Here is a 19,282-nt window from a genome sequence, read left to right on the forward strand (position 1 = left end):
CCCCGGCCTCAAGGACTGCAACAAAGCGATGCGCAGGCGATAGTCAAGCCAGCGCTGTGTCACCTGTTCAGACGAAGTTTTTTCATCTGACATCACAAAAAGAAATAGAGCGTTTGAAAGCAAGGAGCACCTGCTCCGGCCCAGAACACATCTATCACCCACAAGCAGAAAAACGCCCCGACAAAAAAACTATCTTCCATCGTCATGCGGGGCAAATTAAAGGAGGCAATATGCAGCACTCAACATTGAACTTTGACCGCTATCCACAACAGCCGCACGGTGGAACGCTGGTCAACCAGGTCGTCCCGGAAGATCGCGTCAAGGACGAGATCGAGCGTGCGCGCTCCCTGCCCAGCATCCGCGTGGATCTGGAGGCGGTCATCACCATCGAGATGATCGCCACCGGCGTGCTCTCCCCCAACAAAGGCTTCATGAACGAGGCCGACTACAACTCCGTGCTCAAAGAGGGTCGCTTGAGTAATGGTGTGGTGTGGCCTGTGCCTTTGAGCTTCGCCCCGATTGGCGATCGCAACCGCGACATTATCAAAGGCCTTTCGGTCGGCTCTGAAGTGGCACTGACCAATAGCGACAACGAGCCAGTGGCCATCCTCAGCATCGAGGACATCTTCTCCTACGACAAGGAGCAGCGCGCCCAGCAACTGTTTGGCACCACGGACAGAAACCACCCCGGCGTGGACTCCATTTACCGCCGCATGGGCGATGTGTCTCTGGGCGGCACCTTGCACCTGCTGCAACGTGTGGACTGGGGCCCGTTCGAGAAGCTGCGTCGCGAACCCAAAGACACCTGGCGCCTGTTCTATGAAGAAAAGAAATTCAATTCCGTGGCAGGCTTTATCACCGGCGCGAACCCGCTGCACCGGGGCCACGAGTACATTCACCGCAATGCGCTGGAGGGGATTGATGGCCTGTTCCTGCAGCCGCTGGTAGAGATGGCCAAACGCGAATACGTGCGCCATGAGTTCCGCATGATGGCCTACCGGAATGTGCTGGATACCTACTACCCCAAGGACCGCGCCATCCTGTCACCGCTGCGCGTTACCTATATTTTTGCGGGCCCGCGCGAAACCATTTTGCATGCCCTGATCATGAAGAACTACGGGTGTACTCACGCCCTGATTGGTCGGGATCACGCCGGGATTGGCAGCTACTACGACAAATACGCCAGCCACAGTATTTTCGACCAGTTCAGCCCCAAGGAAATGGGTATTGATGTGCGCCTGTTCCATGAGGTGTTTTACTGCACGCGCTGCGCCTGCCATGCCACTTCCGAGACCTGCCCGCACGATGATCGCTTCAGGCTGACCATCTCCGGCACCGGCATTCGCGAGATGCTGCGTCACGGCATCATGCCACCCAAGGAGATTTGCCGCCCCGAATCCATCCTGCCTGCCATGCAAGGCGTACAACCCAAGGGACTGTGCGAGGAAGGCGAAGCCATCCAACCCGTCAGCAAGGTTATCCAGAGCATGTTCCCCTACTACACCCAATACACTCGTCTGGGCGGGGCCAAGCGGAGTGAGCCGCTGGATCCCTCTCAACTGACCGTCCGCGATCTGGAAATTGCCAGCCACGACGTCCGACATCATGCGGGGGATATTTATAACGGGGTGTACGCGGAGTACAGCGCCGTCGTGGACCACAACCGCAGCATGCAAGCCGCCTGGATTGAGGATGCGCGTGCCGCCCTGCGTTTCCAGCAGGAACGTCTGATCAGCGATCTGGAAGAAAAGCACCAGCAAGCACCGGAAGAGGCCTCGGACGAGTTCATGTACCAGGACAAGCAAGAGGTCGTGCGGGAGCTGCATTCGGCCCGCAGCTTGCTGGACGATATTCCAGCGGTGATTTCTGCCAGGCAGTTGACCACACGCACCTGGAACGTTCTGCCCTACCAGCGCTACCGTGGGGCGGATAAGGAGTAAGGCGCTATCCAGTTTGTTCGCAGAATGAAAAAGCCCCTGATCTCAGCAAGATCAGGGGCTTTTTTAATGACAGAACCTGCTTAACAGACCTCTTCCAGATTGACCTCGTTCACAGGCATCAGGCGGCGGTAGAAAGTAGGCAGAGCAAACAAGGCGCCATGAAGGTCAGCGTTGTAGAACTGCAGGGAATCCTGGTTCTCGCTGCTCATACGCTGCTCCAGGCGTTCCTGGATCTGCTCGGTGGAGAATGCACGCGGATTCAGCTCGTCGGAGGCAATTGCCAGCCCCCAGTAAGAGCCGTACAACGGAATATGCAGACCGTAGCCATGCACTTGCGCGAACACGCTGGCCAGGGAGGCACTCAGATTCTTGACCTGCTGGCTTTCGTGGAAAGGCGAACCCAGGTGCAATACCAAAGCACCGCCGCTTGCCAGCGCACGTTTGCAGGATTCAAAAAACGCAGTCGTGTACAAGGGACCGGCTGGCGTTTCAGGGTCCGTCAGATCCAGATAAATCAGATCAAACTGCTCTTGCGTATTGGCCAGGAATTTCGCGCCGTCTTCAATCTGAATCTGCACACGCGGGTTATCAAACGCACCCTTGTGAATGGACTGCAGGTGCTCGCGAGCTACCTCAATCACCTCACCATCCAGTTCAACCAGGGAGACTCGCTCCAGGCTGGGGTACTTCAACAGTTCTTCCAGGGCTCCGCCATCACCACCGCCCACAATCAGGGCGCGACGTGGATTGGGGTGAGCCATGGCGGCCGGGTGAATCAGACCCTCATGATAGAAGAACTCTTCAGCCTCGGAGGTCATCATGCAACCGTCCAGGCGCAAGGTCGTACCCAGGGTTTCGGAACGCAGCAATTCCAGACGTTGGAAAGCGGTCTGGCGCTCCAGCAAACGCTCGGTAAAGCGGAAACCGTACAAGGCATCCTGGTTCAGGTTTTCAGTCAGCAATTCGCCGGCATGAGCCGGGCCGTCGGCCTCGCCGCGCCACAAGCGATTACGCTGGGCCTGGCCGGGCTTGAAAGCCTGTTCAATTCCGTTGATCAGGCGGGTCGCTTTACCGGAGTTGTCCTGCATGAAGTTGCAGACATACACATCCAGCGTCACGCCACCACGCTCTGGCCAGGTATGGATGGCCAAGTGAGATTCGGCCAGCAACAGTACACCGGTTACGCCACCGGGCTGCCCTTCAAACTCGGGAAATGCCTGCCACTCTTCACCAACAATCGTCAGCCCTGCATCAATCGTTTGCTGGCGGCAAAAATCAGCCAGTTTCTGGGCATCGATCAGCAGCTCCGGGCTGCATGCACATTGGCAAAGGTCTGCGGTCAAGTGCAAGCCTTGCATAATCGTGTGCTCCTTTAACGGATTTTGCGTCCCCTACCAACGAGATGACCGCAACATAAAAACTTCAAAGCGAGGTGCACCTGAAATGGCGATCACCTCGCTTCATCGAAAAGAGCGGAAATTGTACCTTATATCAAACTTAAATATATGAAAATAACCCTATTTTAGAGAAGATTAAGGTATATACGAGGCGGAAGGCAGCAGAACCAATTCCATGACCAAATGGGCGCCCGGCCCCGGACGGTCCTTGAAATAGACCTTGCCCCCATGGTGATGCACAATCGAGCGCAAAATGGACAAGCCCAGACCGCTTCCTTGCTCCTGCTGGCCGGGCAGACGATAGAACTTGTCAAACACCTTCTCTTTATAGAGCGGATCAATTCCCGGCCCTTGATCCAGGACCTCTATACGCGCCCAGCCAGTTTCGCCGGGCTGCAAGCGCAAGGTCACCATGGTGTCCGGCGCGGAATACTTCAGGGCATTTTCCAGCGCATTGCGCAGAGCCACCAGTAAAGGAACAATATCCGCTTTGACCCACAAGCCATACGTGGGCAAATCCAGAGAAATGCGGTGGCGCTGCTCATGAAAGGGACGCAGACTCAGGCGCAGCACAGCACGCAAATCGGACTCGCGCCATTCTTGCATGCCCGCCCCTTCGTGCTCCATGCGATTCAGGCGCGTCAAGTCGTCCAGCAGCACATCTACGCTACGGACTTTCTCATGTAATTGGGTATAAATCTTGCTCGCCCAGGCTGAAGGGGTCGTCTCCAGTTGCAGCAATTGGATATACCCACTGATAGCGGCCAACGGCGAGCGTATTTCATGGGCCGCTACGGCAAAGCAGTCAGCACGGTCGCGCTCCTGCTGCATTTTTTCGCTGACATCGCGAATCATCAACAGGGTTGTGGTGTCTGAGTCCGAGGCGGCATAGGCATGAAACTCCAGTGCGCGAGCCTGTTCCCCTTCACCATCCCGGTGCATGCAGTAAAAGGGAGTTTTCACGCGCTGAATGACCTGACTAATTTCAGGCAGTAAATACGCCAAATCTGCCTGTATTCCTTTTTCCAGACTCTGGAAAAAACCGATTAAATCATCGATACCCTTGGCTAAATCGGGTATATCCAGTAAACGGCGCATGGCCTGATTACAGCCTTCCACTCGCCCACAGGAATCAAACATGACAATGGCATCGGGTAAGGCATCCAGCATTTGCTCAAAGCGATGCGCTTTGTCATCAGCCTGCCCCGGCCATTTAGGGACGCTCGTTCGTTGAAACAAACGTTGCCCGATTAAAAAACTGGTAAATAGTGTGAGCGACAAGCCAATCCCCTATTTTCTTCCCAAAACAAGCACTGCGCCTGCCTCAGTGTGGTTTCAATCTCCATGCAACAAAACGCCAATCCAGCGGATAAACCAAGCATTTTTCTCGATGGGATTACTGATATGCCAATGCCCTTGCATTAGTCTGGGTAAAAAAAACGGTTAACCGCCTAATAAATAAATTTCATAACAATTAAGCGACACAACAGGAAAGGTATTGGTACGTTTTAAAAGCTTTACCCCAAAACCCCTATCCATACTGCTTAACGGCAGAAACCGCCGTATCATAAGGTCCATAAATTTTCTTTGAGAAAATACGGAAACTTGTACAAAATAGATTCCCGTTTACTTCATAAAGACTGACCAGGATCAAAACTAACGATAAAAACAAATGCTAGGGTGCTAACACCCTTTTTCTTGGCCCGACAAGCCAAACATCGCTCGGACCCGCCCATATCACCAACACTTATAAGTGTGTACAGCTACCCACACTGGGCCCGTCCGGTAACACGACAGTGCAAGGGATACGCGTAAAATCAGCAAGGCGAGTCCAGGTTCACGGGCCCGCCCGATTGAAGTGACTCCCTGACGAAGCATGAACATCTGAAAATCGGAGATATTAGAAGCATGTGTGTCGACTACTCTGCCTATCACTTGGCGTGAACAGGCCACTTTCCATTGCCATTATTAGTAGTTCTGTACTTACTAATACCGTCTCTACACTTTGCACTGCTACATCGGGGCACACAGCCTTCTTTTCCCCGGTCTGGCCTGCTTTCATTTTGTTGATTCCATGAACGACGCCGTTTACTCCACTCGGCAGGCTGCTGATTTGCTAGGTGTGTCTGTACGCACCGTACAACTCTGGGTAGAAGCCGGGACCCTGAAAGCCTGGAAAACCCAAGGCGGGCACCGACGTATCGACCGTGACTCCGTACAAGCCATCTTGCAAGAGCGCCAGGGGCAAACCAGTTCCCAGACACCCGACGCCCCGATTACTCCCAGCCTGCCCGTTTGCAGCGGTGAACCCTGCCTGCGCGTCCTGGTCGTTGAAGACGACCTGGATTTGCTGGCGATTTACCGTATGGCCATGGAACATCTACCCTTCCCGGTCGAGTTGCGCTGCGAGCAAGATGGGTTGAAAGGTCTGATTGCCGCCGGCAACTTCTACCCCGATGTGCTGATCGTGGACCTGAACCTGCCCAAACTGGATGGGTTTGCCATGCTCAAGGCGCTGGCCGATGCCCCTGAAACTGAACATACCCAGATTTACGTGATTTCTGCATTGAGCGCCGCTGATATTCACGCGCGTGGCGGTTTGCCCGGCAACGCGACAGCCCTGGCCAAACCCATTCCCATTGCCCTGCTCCTGCAACTGCTCAGCGAAGCCTTCCACGCCCAGTACCTGCCCTCCTGAGCGCTCCCTCTTCCCTTTATCAGCACGGATCATTTTTTTCAATTTCGATCTCTTTGTGACAAAAACTTTCATTTGATTATCATTTTTTTATTTTTAGACATAAAAAACGTATCAAATGATACTATTCACGAAAATTCACAACAAGAAATTGATCCGTTTATCTCGAGTCTTTTGCTGATACAAAAATACAAAGGGAAAGGCTATGCGCAAGAACCTACCAATTACCGGCATCGAAACCGAGCTGCTGGACGAGCAGTATCTGATTTCCAAAACTGATCTGGCCGGTCGCATCATTTATGCGAACCCGGCCTTTGTCGAGGTCAGCGGGTTCAGTCGGGAAGAGCTGATTGGCGCACCGCACAATATCGTGCGTCACCCCGATATGCCACCTGAAGTGTTTGCAGATTTGTGGCATACCCTGAAACAGGGGCGCTCATGGGTGGGCGTGGTAAAGAATCGCCGTAAAGATGGTGGTTTTTATTGGGTCCTGGCCCATGCCAGCCCGATTATTGAACAAGGCGAATTAACCGGTTTTGCGTCGGTACGTGTGCGCGCAAAAACCCAAGATATTCAAGCGGCTGAACAGTTTTATCAGGAATTGCGCGCGGGTCGAAATCGTTCGCGAACCATACGCGCTGGCCAAATTACAGCCCGCAGCTGGCGCCGCCCTTTTGCCGGCCTTCGTTTTTTAGCCGGCCCCAGTTTGCTGGCTGCCTTTTTACGAAAAGGCCTGTTGAATCTGGGCATTACCGGCGGGATTATTACCATGATCCTGAATACGGAAATGCCGCAACAAAGCATGATTCTGCTGGCCAGCTCCCTGGGCGTGGGCACGCTGATGATTTTGGGCTATCAGGCCGTGCTGATGCGACGCGTGTTGGGATCGTTTAAAACGGCCACGCACATTGCCCAACAGATTGCGGCAGGCAACCTGACGGTCAACACGCGTGGGCCCGCCGTAAAACAGCTGGAAACGCTGGGACAGAATCTGGATCTGATGCGCAAAAGCCTGATGAGCATCAGCACGGACGTGGACCAGAGCTGCGGAAACAATCAGCTGGTATCGCGCAAACTTTCGGACAACAGTGCTTTGCTGGAAGCACGCACTCAAGAGCAAGCCGCATCCATGCAAGAGACAACCGCCAGCATGAGCTCGTTCGGGCAGGCCGTTTTGCAAACCGCAGACAATGCCAAGGCCAGCCATGAACTGGCCAGCCGCAGTGCGGATATTGCCAGTCGTGGCAATGAGGCGGTGCAAAAAGTCAGCTCGTCCATGCAACAGATTCTGGAAAGCTCGCAGCATATTGGCAATATTGTGTCGATGATCAATAACATCGCCTTTCAAACCAATATTTTGTCAATCAACGCCTCGATTGAGTCTGCGCGGGCCGGGGAAGCCGGTAAAGGGTTTGCCGTAGTCGCCTCTGCCGTTCGTTCGCTGGCCCAGCAAGCGGCCGAAGCGGCGGATGAAATCAAGCAGTTGGTCACGGAAACCCAGACGCTCAGTGCTGAGGGAGCGGACCATGCTGCCCATGCCGGTCAAACCATGCAGGAGATTCTGACTTCGGTCTCTGAAGTGGCTGGTTTGATGGGTGAAATTTCTGCTGCCACCAGCGAGCAAAGCATTGGCTTGGGCCAATTGACCCAGGCCTTGAAACAGGTGGACCAAATTACCAGTGACAATGCCGCCCTGGTCCATGACTTGAGTGAAACCGCTCAGGAACTGAATCAGAACGGAGCCGAGCTGCAAGAGGCTATCAGCGTGCTGAATCATGGAGACAGTGCGCACAGCCACAAGCCCACTCGCTCCTCTACCCCCCTGGTTCTGGCCCCGGTTGTGAATATGGATGCCGCTCGTCGCCGACCCGTCCATCCGGGCCGACTGCGACAATTGGCATCCAGCACCTAGATTCGCTAGAAGCTCAAGCTTTCAGCGCCTCCCAGCAGAGCCAGCACACCCAGCACGGCAAAGATACAGGCAGCAATCCGATGTACCAGCTGAGTAGGCAAACGGCGGGCGATACGCTCGCCGAACAAGACAGCGGGGGCATTGGCCAGCATCATGCCCAAGGTCGTGCCCAGTACCACCAGACCGAATTCCTGATATTTAGCAGCCAAGGCAACGGTGGCGATCTGGGTCTTGTCGCCCATCTCGGCCAGAAAAAAGGTCACCAGCGTCGTGCCGAAAACGCCAAAGCGGGTACGGGTGGCTTCGGCATCGTCGATCTTGTCGGGAATCAGAATCCAGATAGCCATGGCCAGGAAAGAAATACCCAGCACCCAGCGCAGTACTTCAGGGTCCAGCAAAGCAGGAACCCAGGCACCAATGGCACCGGCCAGACCATGATTGACTAAGGTTGCTATGAAAATAGCGAGAATGATGGGCCAAGGGCGTTTGTAGCGGGCTGCGAGAATAAAGGCCAGCAACTGGGTTTTGTCCCCAATTTCCGCCAAGGCAACCACACCCGTGGAGATAAACAGCGCTTCCATAACAACTCCTGGCCGGATAAGAGACAAATGACCACAAACCCTCCCGGCCAAACGCGAAGGTCCATGGTCAAAAGTCTTGCCAGGCTAGTTGCTATCAGCGCCATGACCCTGTGTAGGCCAAGTATGTTGACGCTGATCTTCGGTAATCCGAAGCGGCTACTCCCTAATGACGAAGCGCATCGTAGCCCATATTAAAGCGCCTGTCCAATCGGGACGTTTTCAACGCACAGGAAGTACACTTGCTTATTTCCACGCTTTCACCTTACGCATGACTGCCCAAACCCCAGCATCAGGCAAGCCCGACACCTACCAGCGCTATGTGCTGCTGTATCTGTTATTCATGATTTTGTTGTGGTCCGTTTTGATGGCCATTAGCCACAAAGCGCCCGACCTGGACGGCATGGAAGAGCTGGTCTGGTCGGCCAGTTTCGAGCTGGGCTATTTGAAACACCCCCCCTTCCCTTCATGGGTGATGGCCGCCCTGACTAGCGTAGTCGGGCGCCAAGCGTGGTTGACCTTTGCGGCGGGCATGACAGCCTCGGTGCTGGGGCTGTGGTTTATCTGGAAACTGGCCTGCGAGTTCCTGAACCCCGAACGCGCCTTCATGGTCTTGCTGATTAGTTCTGTCAGTATTTACTTTTCCTTGCGCGGCACCATTTTTAATCACAACACCGCACAACTGTGGTCAGTCACCGCCGCAACCTGGTTTTTCTACCGCGCCAGCCGGGATCAGAAACCGGCAGACTGGTTGTGGCTGGGCGCAGTCGCTGCGCTGTCTACCGTCACAAAATACAGCGCCGTCATTCTGTTCACCGCCTTCTTTTTGTATTTCCTGCGCAGCGGGATGTGGCGTCAACGGCAAACATGGATAGGGCTGGGCCTGGCCCTGCTGGCTTATGTGCTGGTGCTCTCTCCCCACCTGTACTGGCTGGTAAAACACGATTTCGCCCCCTTCCGTTATATGGATGGTTCCCTAGAAACGCATACCCGCTGGGAGGCCTACAAGGAATTGCTGGCTTTTAGCCTGGACCAGTTGGGCCGGCTCAGCCCCATGGTTGTAGCCATGATTGCGCTGGGTGTCTGGAACCGTCGCGACAAGAACAAGCAGGCACCTTCGGATACAGCCCTGCAAAACAAGCAGCGCTATGCCGACGATATTTCCCGCAGCGACAAGCAATTCCTGCTGTGGGTGGGCCTGACTCCCATCGTCAGCACGGTCCTGATTTCAGCCATTATGGGTACCCGCCTGGTCGCTTCCTGGGCGACAACCTTCTTTGTTTTATATGGTTTTTTTGCCTTGTGGATCATGCATGGCCAGGACAAGATCCAGCTGCGTCGCGTAGCCATTATTGTGATCGTGCTGCAGATTTTGCTGGCATCGGGTTACGCCCTGGCTCGCGGACCACTGGCCTGGCATAAAGGCCGGGACTCTCGCTCCACTTTCCCTGGCCCGGAGGTGTCTGCCCAGATGCAAGCCATCTGGAAAAAGCATATGCCGGGCATTCCCCTGAAGGTCGTGGTGGCGGATACCTGGCTGGGAGGCAATATTGCTGTTCATGCAGGCCAGGATGTAATGGTCTTTATTGATGCCGACCCTGCCGCATCCCCTTGGTTAAAACTGCCCCAGGACATGGAATGCGGGGCCCTGATTGTGTACAGCATTCAGACCCGTGGGAAACCTCCGGCATCCTTGCTCGAGCTGTACGAACAAGCCCCTATCAAGGGACAGGCCGAGCAGCGCTGGTCCTCCGAGCGCAGCCCCATGATTGATCTGAACTGGGCAATTCTGCCCGCACAAAGCAGCTGCCCCTTTGCAGCGGCTGCCCGCTAAACCGCTTAAATCTTGGGGTGATGCACAGGCAGTTGCTCACCCAGATAATCCAGAAAATGCCGTACCGCCGGGGCCATGCCTCGGCGGGAGGCAAACACGGCGTGAATAATCCCCGGCAAGGGTGCCCACTGCGGCAGGACTTGCACCAAACGTCCGGCTTTCAAGGCATCGCAGCACATATAGTCGGGCAAAATACCCACGCCTATGCCTTGCTCTACCCCTTCACGCAAAGTCAGCAAATCCGAGGCCATATAGCGTGGCCGGTGCGTCACCGTCAGGCTGGCTCCCTCGGGACCGTACAATTCCCATTCGTTTTGACCTTGCCGAGCCGACATGGCCACCGTAGGCAGCTTAATCAAATCTGCCGGGCCGCGTACCGGATCAAAGCGCGCCAGCAGCTCAGGCTGGGCAACCAGAATCGCCCCTGTCTCCCCCAGGCGTTTCACAATATAGCTGGCACTATCACTTAAGGTAGTGCGGACGCGCAACGCCACATCAATCCCGTCGGCCACCGGATCAACGACCCGGTTGCTGACTTCCACCTCCAGCTCGACCTGAGGATAACGGATCAAGAATTGAGCGAATACGGTCGACAAGACCGTATGGGCCAAGGTAACCGGGCAACTGATGCGCAAAAGGCCACGTGGCTCTTGCTGCACTTGTGCAACGGCGGCATAAGCCGCTTCGGCCTCGTCACGCATGGCCTGGCAATGGCGCAGGAATACCTCTCCGGCAGGAGTCAGAGACAAGCTACGCGTCGTGCGTTGCAACAAGCGCACACCGACTTCTGCCTCCAGGCGGCTAAGACGTCGCGATACCCGCGATGGCGGCATACCCAGGTGTCGGGCGGCAGCACTGAACCCGCCGCGTTGCACCACTTCGGTAAACAGCACCATGTCATTTAAGTCATACATACAGGGATGTTTTCCAGGATTACAGACAAAATTAGAATAATCTTTCTCAGAAAAACCGGCTTATCAAAGGTATGGGCATCAAACATAATGACACCATTCCTTCATCGCTTTGGACACCAAACATCATGAAACTGCTACACGTAGACTCCAGTATCACCGGCGCCAACTCCGTTTCCCGCGAACTTTCGCAATTTGTGGTTGATCAGCTGCGCCAGCAAAACGATCAAGTCCAAGTGGAGCATGTAGATCTGGCCCTGAACCCGCCACCTCACTTCTCGGCTGACTCCCTGGGCATGCGCCTGGGTCTGGACCCCGCCACACTGAGCGAGCGTCAGCGCGCCGAGAACGCCATCACCGAACAATACCTGAACCAGTTCCTGGCCTCGGACGTTGTGGTAATTGGCGCCCCCTTCTACAACTTCACCATCCCCAGCCAGCTGAAAGCCTGGATGGACCGTCTGGCCCAGGCTGGCCGCACTTTCCGCTACACCAGCAATGGCCCTGAAGGTCTGGCTGGCGACAAAACGGTTTATCTGGTTCTGAGCCGTGGCGGCATCTACTCCGAGTCGGAGCAGGGCCAGGCCATGGAACACCAGGAAAGCTATCTGCGCGTGATGTTCGGCTTCATGGGTGTGACCGACCTGCGTATTGTGTACGCCGAAGGTCTGGGCAAGACCCCAGAGCTGCGTGATCAGATTGTAGAAAACGCCAAAGCCAGTGTCAGCGCCTTGCTGGAAAAGAGCGTTGCCTAAAGCAGAGAAGGCCTGGTTCGACCAAGCCCTGACTGTTTAGTTCTGCCAGACCGGGCATCAACCGCTTCAACGGCCAAGCCTGAGCCGGCACGCCTAAAGCCCAATCCGACATCCATACGAGGACTCGGATTGGGCTTTATTTTTTGAGCTTGCGCGACCATTGCCTGCCCAGGCACAAGAGCTTGGACCCTATGCACACGGGACAATTGATATTGACCGTGCTTTGCCAAGCGATTCCACGGTTGGACAGGCAAACCTTGTGCACTGGCATGCCATCCACGACCAGCAGGCCAATTACGAAACACTGAATTTTCACCAACGCAAAACACAAAGGGCCAATGCATGGCCCTTTGTTCTGGTAGCGATCAAGAGAGGATCAAGCCAGGACAGGATCCCCCCCCTGACCGCCCCTCTTTTTTATTCGTCCGTTTCCAGCCAATGGCCCAAACGCAGACGCTTGGTATTGAGGTAAGCCTCGTTAAAGGGATTGCCTTCGATTTGGTGCGGCACGCGCTCCACCACATCAATACCAATATCCTGCAAGGTTTTTACCTTGCGCGGATTATTGGTCATCAAGCGCAGTTTCTGGATGCCAACGTGCTCCAGCATATCCTTGCAAATATCGTAGCGACGCATGTCCGCCGGGAAACCCAGCTTCTCGTTGGCCTCTACCGTATCGGCGCCCTGATCTTGCAAGTTGTACGCACGAATCTTGTTCACCAGACCGATGCCCCGCCCTTCCTGGCGCAAATACATCAGGGCGCCCCGGCCCGCTGTGGCAATACGCTCCAGTGCCAGCTGCAGTTGGGGGCCGCAATCGCAGCGCAGGCTGAACAAGGCGTCCCCTGTCAGGCATTCGGAGTGCACACGGGCCAGGACAGGCTCACCATCGGCCACGTCCCCCAGCGTTAACAAGACGTGTTCTTTTTGATTGCTGCGCTCTACAAATACATGGATTTGAAAGACAGCCCAGGGAGTCGGCAAACGGCTGGAACTGACATAGTCCAATAAGGCACCGGGTTTGACCTGCTGGGCAGCAGGCGCGGAGCCCGATTCTGACGCCAATGCGGCATCTGGGATGGATTGCATAATGAGTCTCTGCTGCGGCGAAGAAATGCGGCTTGGCCCCAACCGGGGCAACTCAGCAATGATAGCCCAATTCAGTCCGTTTCTTTAAGCCTGGGACAAGATGCTTTTAAGGACTAATTTCGCCTGTTTATCCGTGGCACAAGAGTGAAACAATCACCTTATGTGCCTATCCTTATAGCGAAAAGTTCTGCGATCCGGTATTCTACGCAACAAGAAAATACATAAAATGTTATGAAACTTACAAATACAGATGATCCATGGCGCTTTGTGTTTTTCACTGAGCCCTGATCATCCTCAAACTTGATAGATCATGCGCGCCCCTAAGGTCTTTATTCGCCATGTTGTGATTGGGCTATCCTTGGCCCTGCAACCGTTTGTCGCCCATAGTGCGGCAAGTCAGACCTGGCCTCAGCCTCCCTCACAGCTAAGCCTGGATAGCCCCTATGGCACGCTGCAGGTAAGCCAAAGCGATTATGTCTATGAAGCACAATTGCAACTGGACGCGAAAATCATCGCCCCGGAACTCAAGGGCCTGATCAATATTCCCTATGCTTTCAAGCAGTCCAATAATCAGACGGCCCTGATTTCCGTCGACAATGGTCTGGGCGGTTGCTCGATCAATTATCACTGGGTCACCGTGTCCTCCAAGGGCTACACCGTCTCGCCCGCCTTTGGCTCGTGCAGCGCTCAAATTCGGGTACGCCATCACGGCCGCACCCTGATCATGGAAACGCCCAGCCTGGATAATCCGGCCTTGATCGACGAGTACCGCTACGACGGCCGCAAGATCAGTTTGCGCAAGCGTCGTCAAAGCGTGCAATAAAGGGAACCTGCAACGGAAAGCGGACTCAAACCGAACACTGACTATAATCAGATGTCTACGTCTCTCCGGATTTTCCCTATGCAAGCCTCCTCGACTCGCCCTTTACTCATCTGGGATTTACCCACCCGTTTGTTCCACTGGCTGCTGGTAATCAGCATTGTGGGCTGTTTTGTGACGATCAAAGTTGGCGGGCTGTGGATGGATTGGCACGTACGCTTTGGTCTGCTGGCGCTGGGACTGCTGGCTTTCCGACTGGTCTGGGGCTTGATCGGCGGCTACTACTCGCGCTTTAGCCATTTCCTTCCCAATCCGATACGCAGCCTGCGCTATCTGCGCGACAAGCCCGCGGTCTATCCGGGCCACAACCCGGTCGGTGCCTGGTCTGTCTGGATCATGCTGATTGTGTTTGGTTTTCAGGCTGTCTCGGGCCTGTTTGCCAACGACGATATCTTTACCTCTGGTCCCCTGGCTTACCTCAGCAGTGACTGGTCCAAAACCCTGACCGGTCTGCACAAGGCCAACGAATGGATCATGCTGGCGATTATCGGCTTGCATATCCTGGCTATTTTCCTGTATCGCGTGCTGGGTGGTCAGAAATTAACCAGCGTCATGGTCAAGGGCAGCATGCCCGTACCCAGCGAGCAAGCCCTGCCTGCCAGCACAGACACGTGGAAAACCCGTTTTCTCGCTCTGATCGTTGTGGCCTTGATTGCCTGGGGCGTGTATTGGATCACTGGCCTTGCACCGGCAGGCGGTGGCATGGACGACTTTATGTAAGTCCGACTTATCCCCAGAAGTTGTGAATAAACCTGGGGATAACGCGGGGACTGTTTGGGCTGAGCCGCATTTTTACTAGCCGTCTTTTAAACTGGACGGTGACTAGCCGCTTGAGCACTCTCTGCACAAAAGGCGATGGCCTCAAGATACTTTTCAGCGCCGTCGCCAAAATCCCCACAGAACCAGAACCAGACCCAGCACGGCGGCCAATAAACCAGCCCAGCTGAAAATAGTCAGGCCCAGCCAAGCGGGGCCGCGTGTCACCAGCACCGGCCCCAGAATCAGGACAAAAGCCGCCGTCACAATCGCAATAGCCAAACGGGTGGCCGCCTTTTCCAGCGATGAGGCCAAACGTGGCATACCCTCGATTTGAATGCGAGCAGAAATCTTGCCCTGCCGGACTCGATGCATCAACAAACGCAACAACTGGGGTGCATCCATCGCCAACTGGCGGGACTCCAGCAAGCTGCGTTGCAGGTCTGCATAGACACGACGCGGGGAATACTGCTTGCGCATCAAGGCCATGATGACCGGCTGTGCGACCTCCACCACATCAAACTGCGGGTCCAGACGCTTTAACACCCCATCCGCAGTGATAAAAGCCTTGAACAGCAAAGCCAGATCGGGCGGCAGAATCAAATGGTTCTCGCGGGCCAGAGCCATGAAGTCCAGCAAGGCGGCCGAGATGGACAAGAGCCCACTGCTTTGTCGGGCCACATAGCGCTGAGCGCTTTCTTCCAGCCGGCTCCAATCAAAATCCTCCGCACCGGACCAATCCAGCAAGGTTGTGGCCACTCCATCGGCCTGCCCATCCACAATCGCCCGCAACAAGACCAGCAATTGCTGCCGCCGACGCTCCGTCAAATGGCCCACCAAGCCGAAATCAATAAAGGCGACCTTATTGCCGGGCAGCGCCATCATGTTGCCAGGGTGCGGGTCGGCATGAAACAGCCCATCCTCCAGGACCATATGCAAAAACGCCAAGGCGCCACGACGAGCCAGCAAAGGGCGATCCGCCTCAATGGCGTGCAACTGGGCCTCTTGAATCGGCGAAACCCCGGGCACAAACTCCTGCACCATGACCGTCGCACTGGTCCACTCCATATAGACACGCGGAACCACAATGTCCTTGAAGGGCTGCATGTTCTCGCGCACCGCCAGGGTGTTGGCCGCTTCGCGCGTAAAGTCCAGCTCATCAGCAATAGCTTCGGCCAGGGCCCGCACAATATCGTAGGGACGGTATTCGGGCAGCAAGCCTTGCTGCTGGACCAGACGGGCAATCTGTTTCAGCAAACGCAGGTCAGCCTGAATCAGAGGCTCCAGACCAGGGCGCTGCACCTTCACCACCACTTCAGTGCCATCACGCAAACAGGCGCGATACACCTGTGCCATGGACGCCGAGGCCAGCACCTGAGTATCAAAACGCGCGAAGGCCTGCTCCACGGTTTGCCCCAAGGCCAGCTCCAGCTCAGGCCGAATGGTTTCCCAAGGCACCGGCGCAGCGTGACCTTGCAGCTTTTCCAATTCTTGCGTCCATTCCAGCGGCAGCAGGTCATTGCGAGTTGCCAGAATCTGGCCCAGCTTGATAAAGGTCGGCCCCAACTCCTCCAAGGCCCGCCGCAAACGCTCAGGCGCAGAACGTTCGGGCATTTCTGTCGCCACCGCGGTCTTGCCGCCGGGCAGCAGATCCGACAAGCCCAGGCGATGCATCACATCCCCAATCCCGTATCGAGCAATAACCGCTCCGATGGCACGCACACGCGCATGGTCGCGCAAGGCCAACAAGGTTCCTCCCAACATACTCGCTCTCCAGTAGGGTACGCCCTGAGAAAAGTAGCATACCGCAGTGCCCGAGTGACTTACTTATCCACTTATCCACATTTTCAGTGGGCAAGCTCGGGGATAGCCTTTGGACAAGTCACATTAAGCCAAGAAATTCAATGACTTGTCATGAGGGGGTAATTAAAGCCCCCTCTCCTTTTCAAGATGACAAGAATCGAAAATGCCCCTGCTTTGGCCCGCAAATCAGAGTACATTGACGTTTTCATATTCAAGGAGAGCGTGATGCGTCTGGATAAGTCTCGCTCCAGCCGTAATGTCGAGGACCGCCGTGCCAATGGGCCACGCCTGAGCGGCGGCAAGATCGGCTTGGGGACAATTGTGCTGGCCCTAGTGGCCATGTACTTTGGGGTTGATCCCAGTGTGGTGCTGAACCTGGCCGATGGCCCCACCAGCGCCCCGCAGTCTCAACCCGTTCCGGCCTCGGATGCTCAGGGCCAAACCATTGCCAAGATCCTGGGTGAAACCGAGGATGTCTGGCGTGATGTTTTTGCCAAGCAAACCAATGGCAGCTACCGCGATCCTGTGCTGGTTTTGTATCGCGGCGCGACTCCCACGGCTTGTGGCGCAGGCCAATCAGCCATGGGCCCGTTTTACTGCCCGGCAGATCAAAAGCTCTATATAGACCTGGGCTTTTTCACCGAGATGGAGCAAAAGATGGGCGTCAAGGGAAACTTTGCCCCTGCCTACGTGATTGCGCATGAAGTGGGCCACCACGTTCAGAACCAATTGGGCATGATGCGCCGTGTGGATGAAGCCCGTCGCAGCGGCTCGGCCTCGCAAGCCCGTCAGGCGTCTGTGCGTCTGGAACTGCAGGCAGACTGCTACGCCGGTATCTGGGCCAATCACGCCGATGCACAACGCCAGATCCTGGAGCCGGGCGATATCCGCTCTGCGTTGGATGCGGCTCAAGCCGTGGGCGATGACACCTTGCAGAAACAATCCCAAGGCTATGTGGTCCCCGACTCCTTTACCCATGGCAGCTCGCAACAACGCATGGCCTGGTTCATGGAAGGTTATAAAACCGGACAATTGAAAATGTGCGATACCTTCACGCGTCCCGACCCCGCTTCCTGATAAACGTAAAATTATGTAACCACGCCTTGCGTCAGATAATTTCCGCTCTATAATCTTTTTCTTCGCAGGAAACGGGGGTCGTTAGCTCAGTTGGTAGAGCACTGGACTCTTAATCCATTGGTCGACAGTTCGAGTCTGTCACGACCCACCAAATATCCTGCTGCTTACGGTATACCATGCCGTAACACCGTAAATTAGCCCGCTACTGCAGCGGGCTTTTTTGCGTTTGGACGCAGTAATAAATCACATCACTGCCCTGCTTTTTCACAGGCCCGGCAGGCTGACGCTTCCCCCTACCTAAGCGCCAGCCCGCAACACACTCAGACAGAAGCCGGACCGCCCAAGGCACTGCCCGTCTTGGCCTGAATTTGCGACAAGGTTCGGGCCGGGTCGACCAGAATGAACCCCAACACAGCCCCCGCCAGCAAGAGCAGCGCCGTTAATGCAAAGCCTTGATGAAAGCCTGCAATTCCGGGTTCGGCCTGAATCAAGCGCCCCATCACAATCGGCGCGACCAGACCGGCTGTGGTGGACAAGGAATTGGTAATGGCCAGGGTAGAACCCCGCTTTTCGATTGGGCTGATTTGCGCTGAGATTGCCGAGCAGAGCACAAAACCGACCTGAGGAAAACTCAAGCCCAAGGCGATCAGCACAATCCCAGCTGTTGGACCCGGCTTCAAATAAGCGGCCGCCAGCAGGCACAAGGCGCCCGCCAACAAGAAACCTACCGTGACCAGACTGCGTGCCACTCGGGACGAATACCCCTGACGCAAGAAGCGGTTGGACAGGTAAGAGCCGCCCGACACAATCGGGATCGCCACGAAAATGCACAAGGAAAACAGCCATCCTGCCGTGTCCGACGAGAAGTTCAAACCACGCTGCAAGTAGGCGGGCAACCAGGTAAAGACCAGTGCAGCGCACCAGTAAGCTACCCAGTACATCAGCAGGTTACCGATGAAACTACGATTCAGAAGCACATCACGGTACGAACAGCGAGACTGCGGCTTGCTCTTGCCAACGGCGGGCGCCGAATTCGCACTGATGGGACCATCCTTGCCCAGCAAGGCCCATATCACCAGCCACATCAGCCCCGCTGCCGCTGTCACCCAAAACACCGAGCGCCAGCCGTGGCTGATGGTCAAATACCCCACCAAGGGGCCGGCCAACAGCATGCCCACCTGCCCACCCTGCATCACGATGGCCGTAGGCCAGGTACGCTCCTGATCAGGGAACCACTTGTAGCAAGCATGCAAGGCCAGGGGATAGGCAGGCCCTTCCCCTACTCCCAGCAAAATGCGACAAGCCATCAAGGCCATAATGGTGCTGGCTCCCATAGCGATCGGAACCTGAGCCACAGACCAGATAATGACCAGCCCCACCAACAGCAAACGTGAGGACACCGTATTGGACACAAAGCCCACCACAATGCCCGAGATCGCAAACAAGAAGAAAAAGCTGCCTGCAATGGTGCCAAACTGCTGTGGCCCGATGGCCAGCTCCTCCATCAACGGTACGGCGACCAGACCAAATATCGCCTTATCGGCAAAGTTGATCACCATGAACAAAAACAACAAGAACACCACGACGTAGCGCTGTCCTGGGAAATACTTTTTCTGGTTTTCCATGTCTCCCCCCAACTTGTCAAAAGTGCAGCG

The 19,282-nt window shown here is 55.4% G+C and carries 15 protein-coding genes, 1 tRNA gene and 1 riboswitch; of the genes, 9 read left to right on the forward strand and 7 right to left on the reverse strand.

What is annotated here, in order from left to right; all coding sequences use genetic code 11:
• The first annotated feature begins 230 nt into the window (after positions 1-230).
• Positions 231-1,940 carry a sulfate adenylyltransferase gene (locus CPY64_RS10940; RefSeq protein WP_042481840.1) on the forward strand — a complete coding sequence of 570 codons (1,710 nt, stop codon included), beginning with the start codon at positions 231-233 and terminating at the stop codon, positions 1,938-1,940.
• Between the two features lie 80 nt (positions 1,941-2,020).
• Here the strand turns inward: CPY64_RS10940 and speE are convergent, their stop codons facing one another.
• The gene (gene speE, locus CPY64_RS10945; protein WP_042481843.1) at positions 2,021-3,298 is read right to left on the reverse strand and encodes a polyamine aminopropyltransferase; all 1,278 of its coding nucleotides are present in this window, start codon (positions 3,296-3,298) and stop codon (positions 2,021-2,023) included.
• A 174-nt stretch (positions 3,299-3,472) separates the two neighbouring features.
• Entirely contained in the window at positions 3,473-4,576 is a 1,104-nt protein-coding gene (locus CPY64_RS10950) for a sensor histidine kinase (RefSeq protein ID WP_226791363.1), read from the reverse strand.
• Between the two features lie 835 nt (positions 4,577-5,411).
• Here CPY64_RS10950 and CPY64_RS10955 point away from each other — a divergent pair.
• Together CPY64_RS10955 and CPY64_RS10960 are read left to right on the forward strand one after the other, a co-directional pair.
• Positions 5,412-6,035, forward strand: coding sequence for a helix-turn-helix domain-containing protein (locus CPY64_RS10955; protein ID WP_042481849.1), 624 nt, complete (start codon positions 5,412-5,414; stop codon positions 6,033-6,035).
• A 202-nt stretch (positions 6,036-6,237) separates the two neighbouring features.
• Positions 6,238-7,944 carry a methyl-accepting chemotaxis protein gene (locus tag CPY64_RS10960; protein WP_042481853.1) on the forward strand — a complete coding sequence of 569 codons (1,707 nt, stop codon included), beginning with the start codon at positions 6,238-6,240 and terminating at the stop codon, positions 7,942-7,944.
• Between the two features lie 5 nt (positions 7,945-7,949).
• Here CPY64_RS10960 and CPY64_RS10965 read toward each other — a convergent pair whose 3' ends face one another.
• Positions 7,950-8,525 carry a TMEM165/GDT1 family protein gene (locus CPY64_RS10965; protein WP_042481855.1) on the reverse strand — a complete coding sequence of 192 codons (576 nt, stop codon included), beginning with the start codon at positions 8,523-8,525 and terminating at the stop codon, positions 7,950-7,952.
• Positions 8,526-8,702, reverse strand: a riboswitch (yybP-ykoY riboswitch). It abuts the gene before it with no gap.
• Positions 8,703-8,793: 91 nt separating this feature from the next.
• Here CPY64_RS10965 and CPY64_RS10970 point away from each other — a divergent pair.
• Positions 8,794-10,356, forward strand: coding sequence for a glycosyltransferase family 39 protein (locus tag CPY64_RS10970; protein WP_042481857.1), 1,563 nt, complete (start codon positions 8,794-8,796; stop codon positions 10,354-10,356).
• A gap of 5 nt (positions 10,357-10,361) precedes the next feature.
• Here the strand turns inward: CPY64_RS10970 and CPY64_RS10975 are convergent, their stop codons facing one another.
• Positions 10,362-11,270, reverse strand: a complete 909-nt coding sequence (locus tag CPY64_RS10975; protein ID WP_042481860.1) for a LysR family transcriptional regulator — start codon at positions 11,268-11,270, stop codon at positions 10,362-10,364.
• 125 nt (positions 11,271-11,395) lie between these two features.
• On the opposite strand from CPY64_RS10975, the gene CPY64_RS10980 reads away from it, so the two are divergent.
• Complete coding sequence (locus CPY64_RS10980; RefSeq protein ID WP_042481863.1) at positions 11,396-12,022, forward strand: FMN-dependent NADH-azoreductase; 627 nt, start codon at positions 11,396-11,398, stop codon at positions 12,020-12,022.
• A 417-nt stretch (positions 12,023-12,439) separates the two neighbouring features.
• Here CPY64_RS10980 and ribA read toward each other — a convergent pair whose 3' ends face one another.
• Positions 12,440-13,111, reverse strand: coding sequence for a GTP cyclohydrolase II (gene ribA, locus CPY64_RS10985; protein WP_042481866.1), 672 nt, complete (start codon positions 13,109-13,111; stop codon positions 12,440-12,442).
• A 310-nt stretch (positions 13,112-13,421) separates the two neighbouring features.
• On the opposite strand from ribA, the gene CPY64_RS10990 reads away from it, so the two are divergent.
• Together CPY64_RS10990 and CPY64_RS10995 are read left to right on the forward strand one after the other, a co-directional pair.
• On the forward strand, positions 13,422-13,934 hold the full coding sequence (locus tag CPY64_RS10990; protein ID WP_042481871.1) for a hypothetical protein: 513 nt from the start codon (positions 13,422-13,424) through the stop codon (positions 13,932-13,934).
• Between the two features lie 78 nt (positions 13,935-14,012).
• Entirely contained in the window at positions 14,013-14,711 is a 699-nt protein-coding gene (locus CPY64_RS10995; protein ID WP_042481874.1) for a cytochrome b/b6 domain-containing protein, read from the forward strand.
• A gap of 153 nt (positions 14,712-14,864) precedes the next feature.
• On the opposite strand, the gene CPY64_RS11000 is transcribed toward CPY64_RS10995, so the two are convergent.
• Entirely contained in the window at positions 14,865-16,511 is a 1,647-nt protein-coding gene (locus CPY64_RS11000) for an ABC1 kinase family protein (protein WP_042481877.1), read from the reverse strand.
• 264 nt (positions 16,512-16,775) lie between these two features.
• On the opposite strand from CPY64_RS11000, the gene ypfJ reads away from it, so the two are divergent.
• Positions 16,776-17,627, forward strand: a complete 852-nt coding sequence (ypfJ, locus tag CPY64_RS11005; protein ID WP_042481879.1) for a KPN_02809 family neutral zinc metallopeptidase — start codon at positions 16,776-16,778, stop codon at positions 17,625-17,627.
• A gap of 75 nt (positions 17,628-17,702) precedes the next feature.
• Positions 17,703-17,778: transfer RNA gene (locus CPY64_RS11010), tRNA-Lys, on the forward strand.
• A 169-nt stretch (positions 17,779-17,947) separates the two neighbouring features.
• On the opposite strand, the gene CPY64_RS11015 is transcribed toward CPY64_RS11010, so the two are convergent.
• Positions 17,948-19,252, reverse strand: coding sequence for an MFS transporter (locus tag CPY64_RS11015; protein WP_042481881.1), 1,305 nt, complete (start codon positions 19,250-19,252; stop codon positions 17,948-17,950).
• Between the last annotated feature and the right edge of the window lie 30 nt (positions 19,253-19,282).

This window comes from Alcaligenes faecalis, assembly GCF_002443155.1.
In the GTDB taxonomy this organism is placed as follows: Bacteria; Pseudomonadota; Gammaproteobacteria; order Burkholderiales; family Burkholderiaceae_B; genus Alcaligenes; species Alcaligenes faecalis.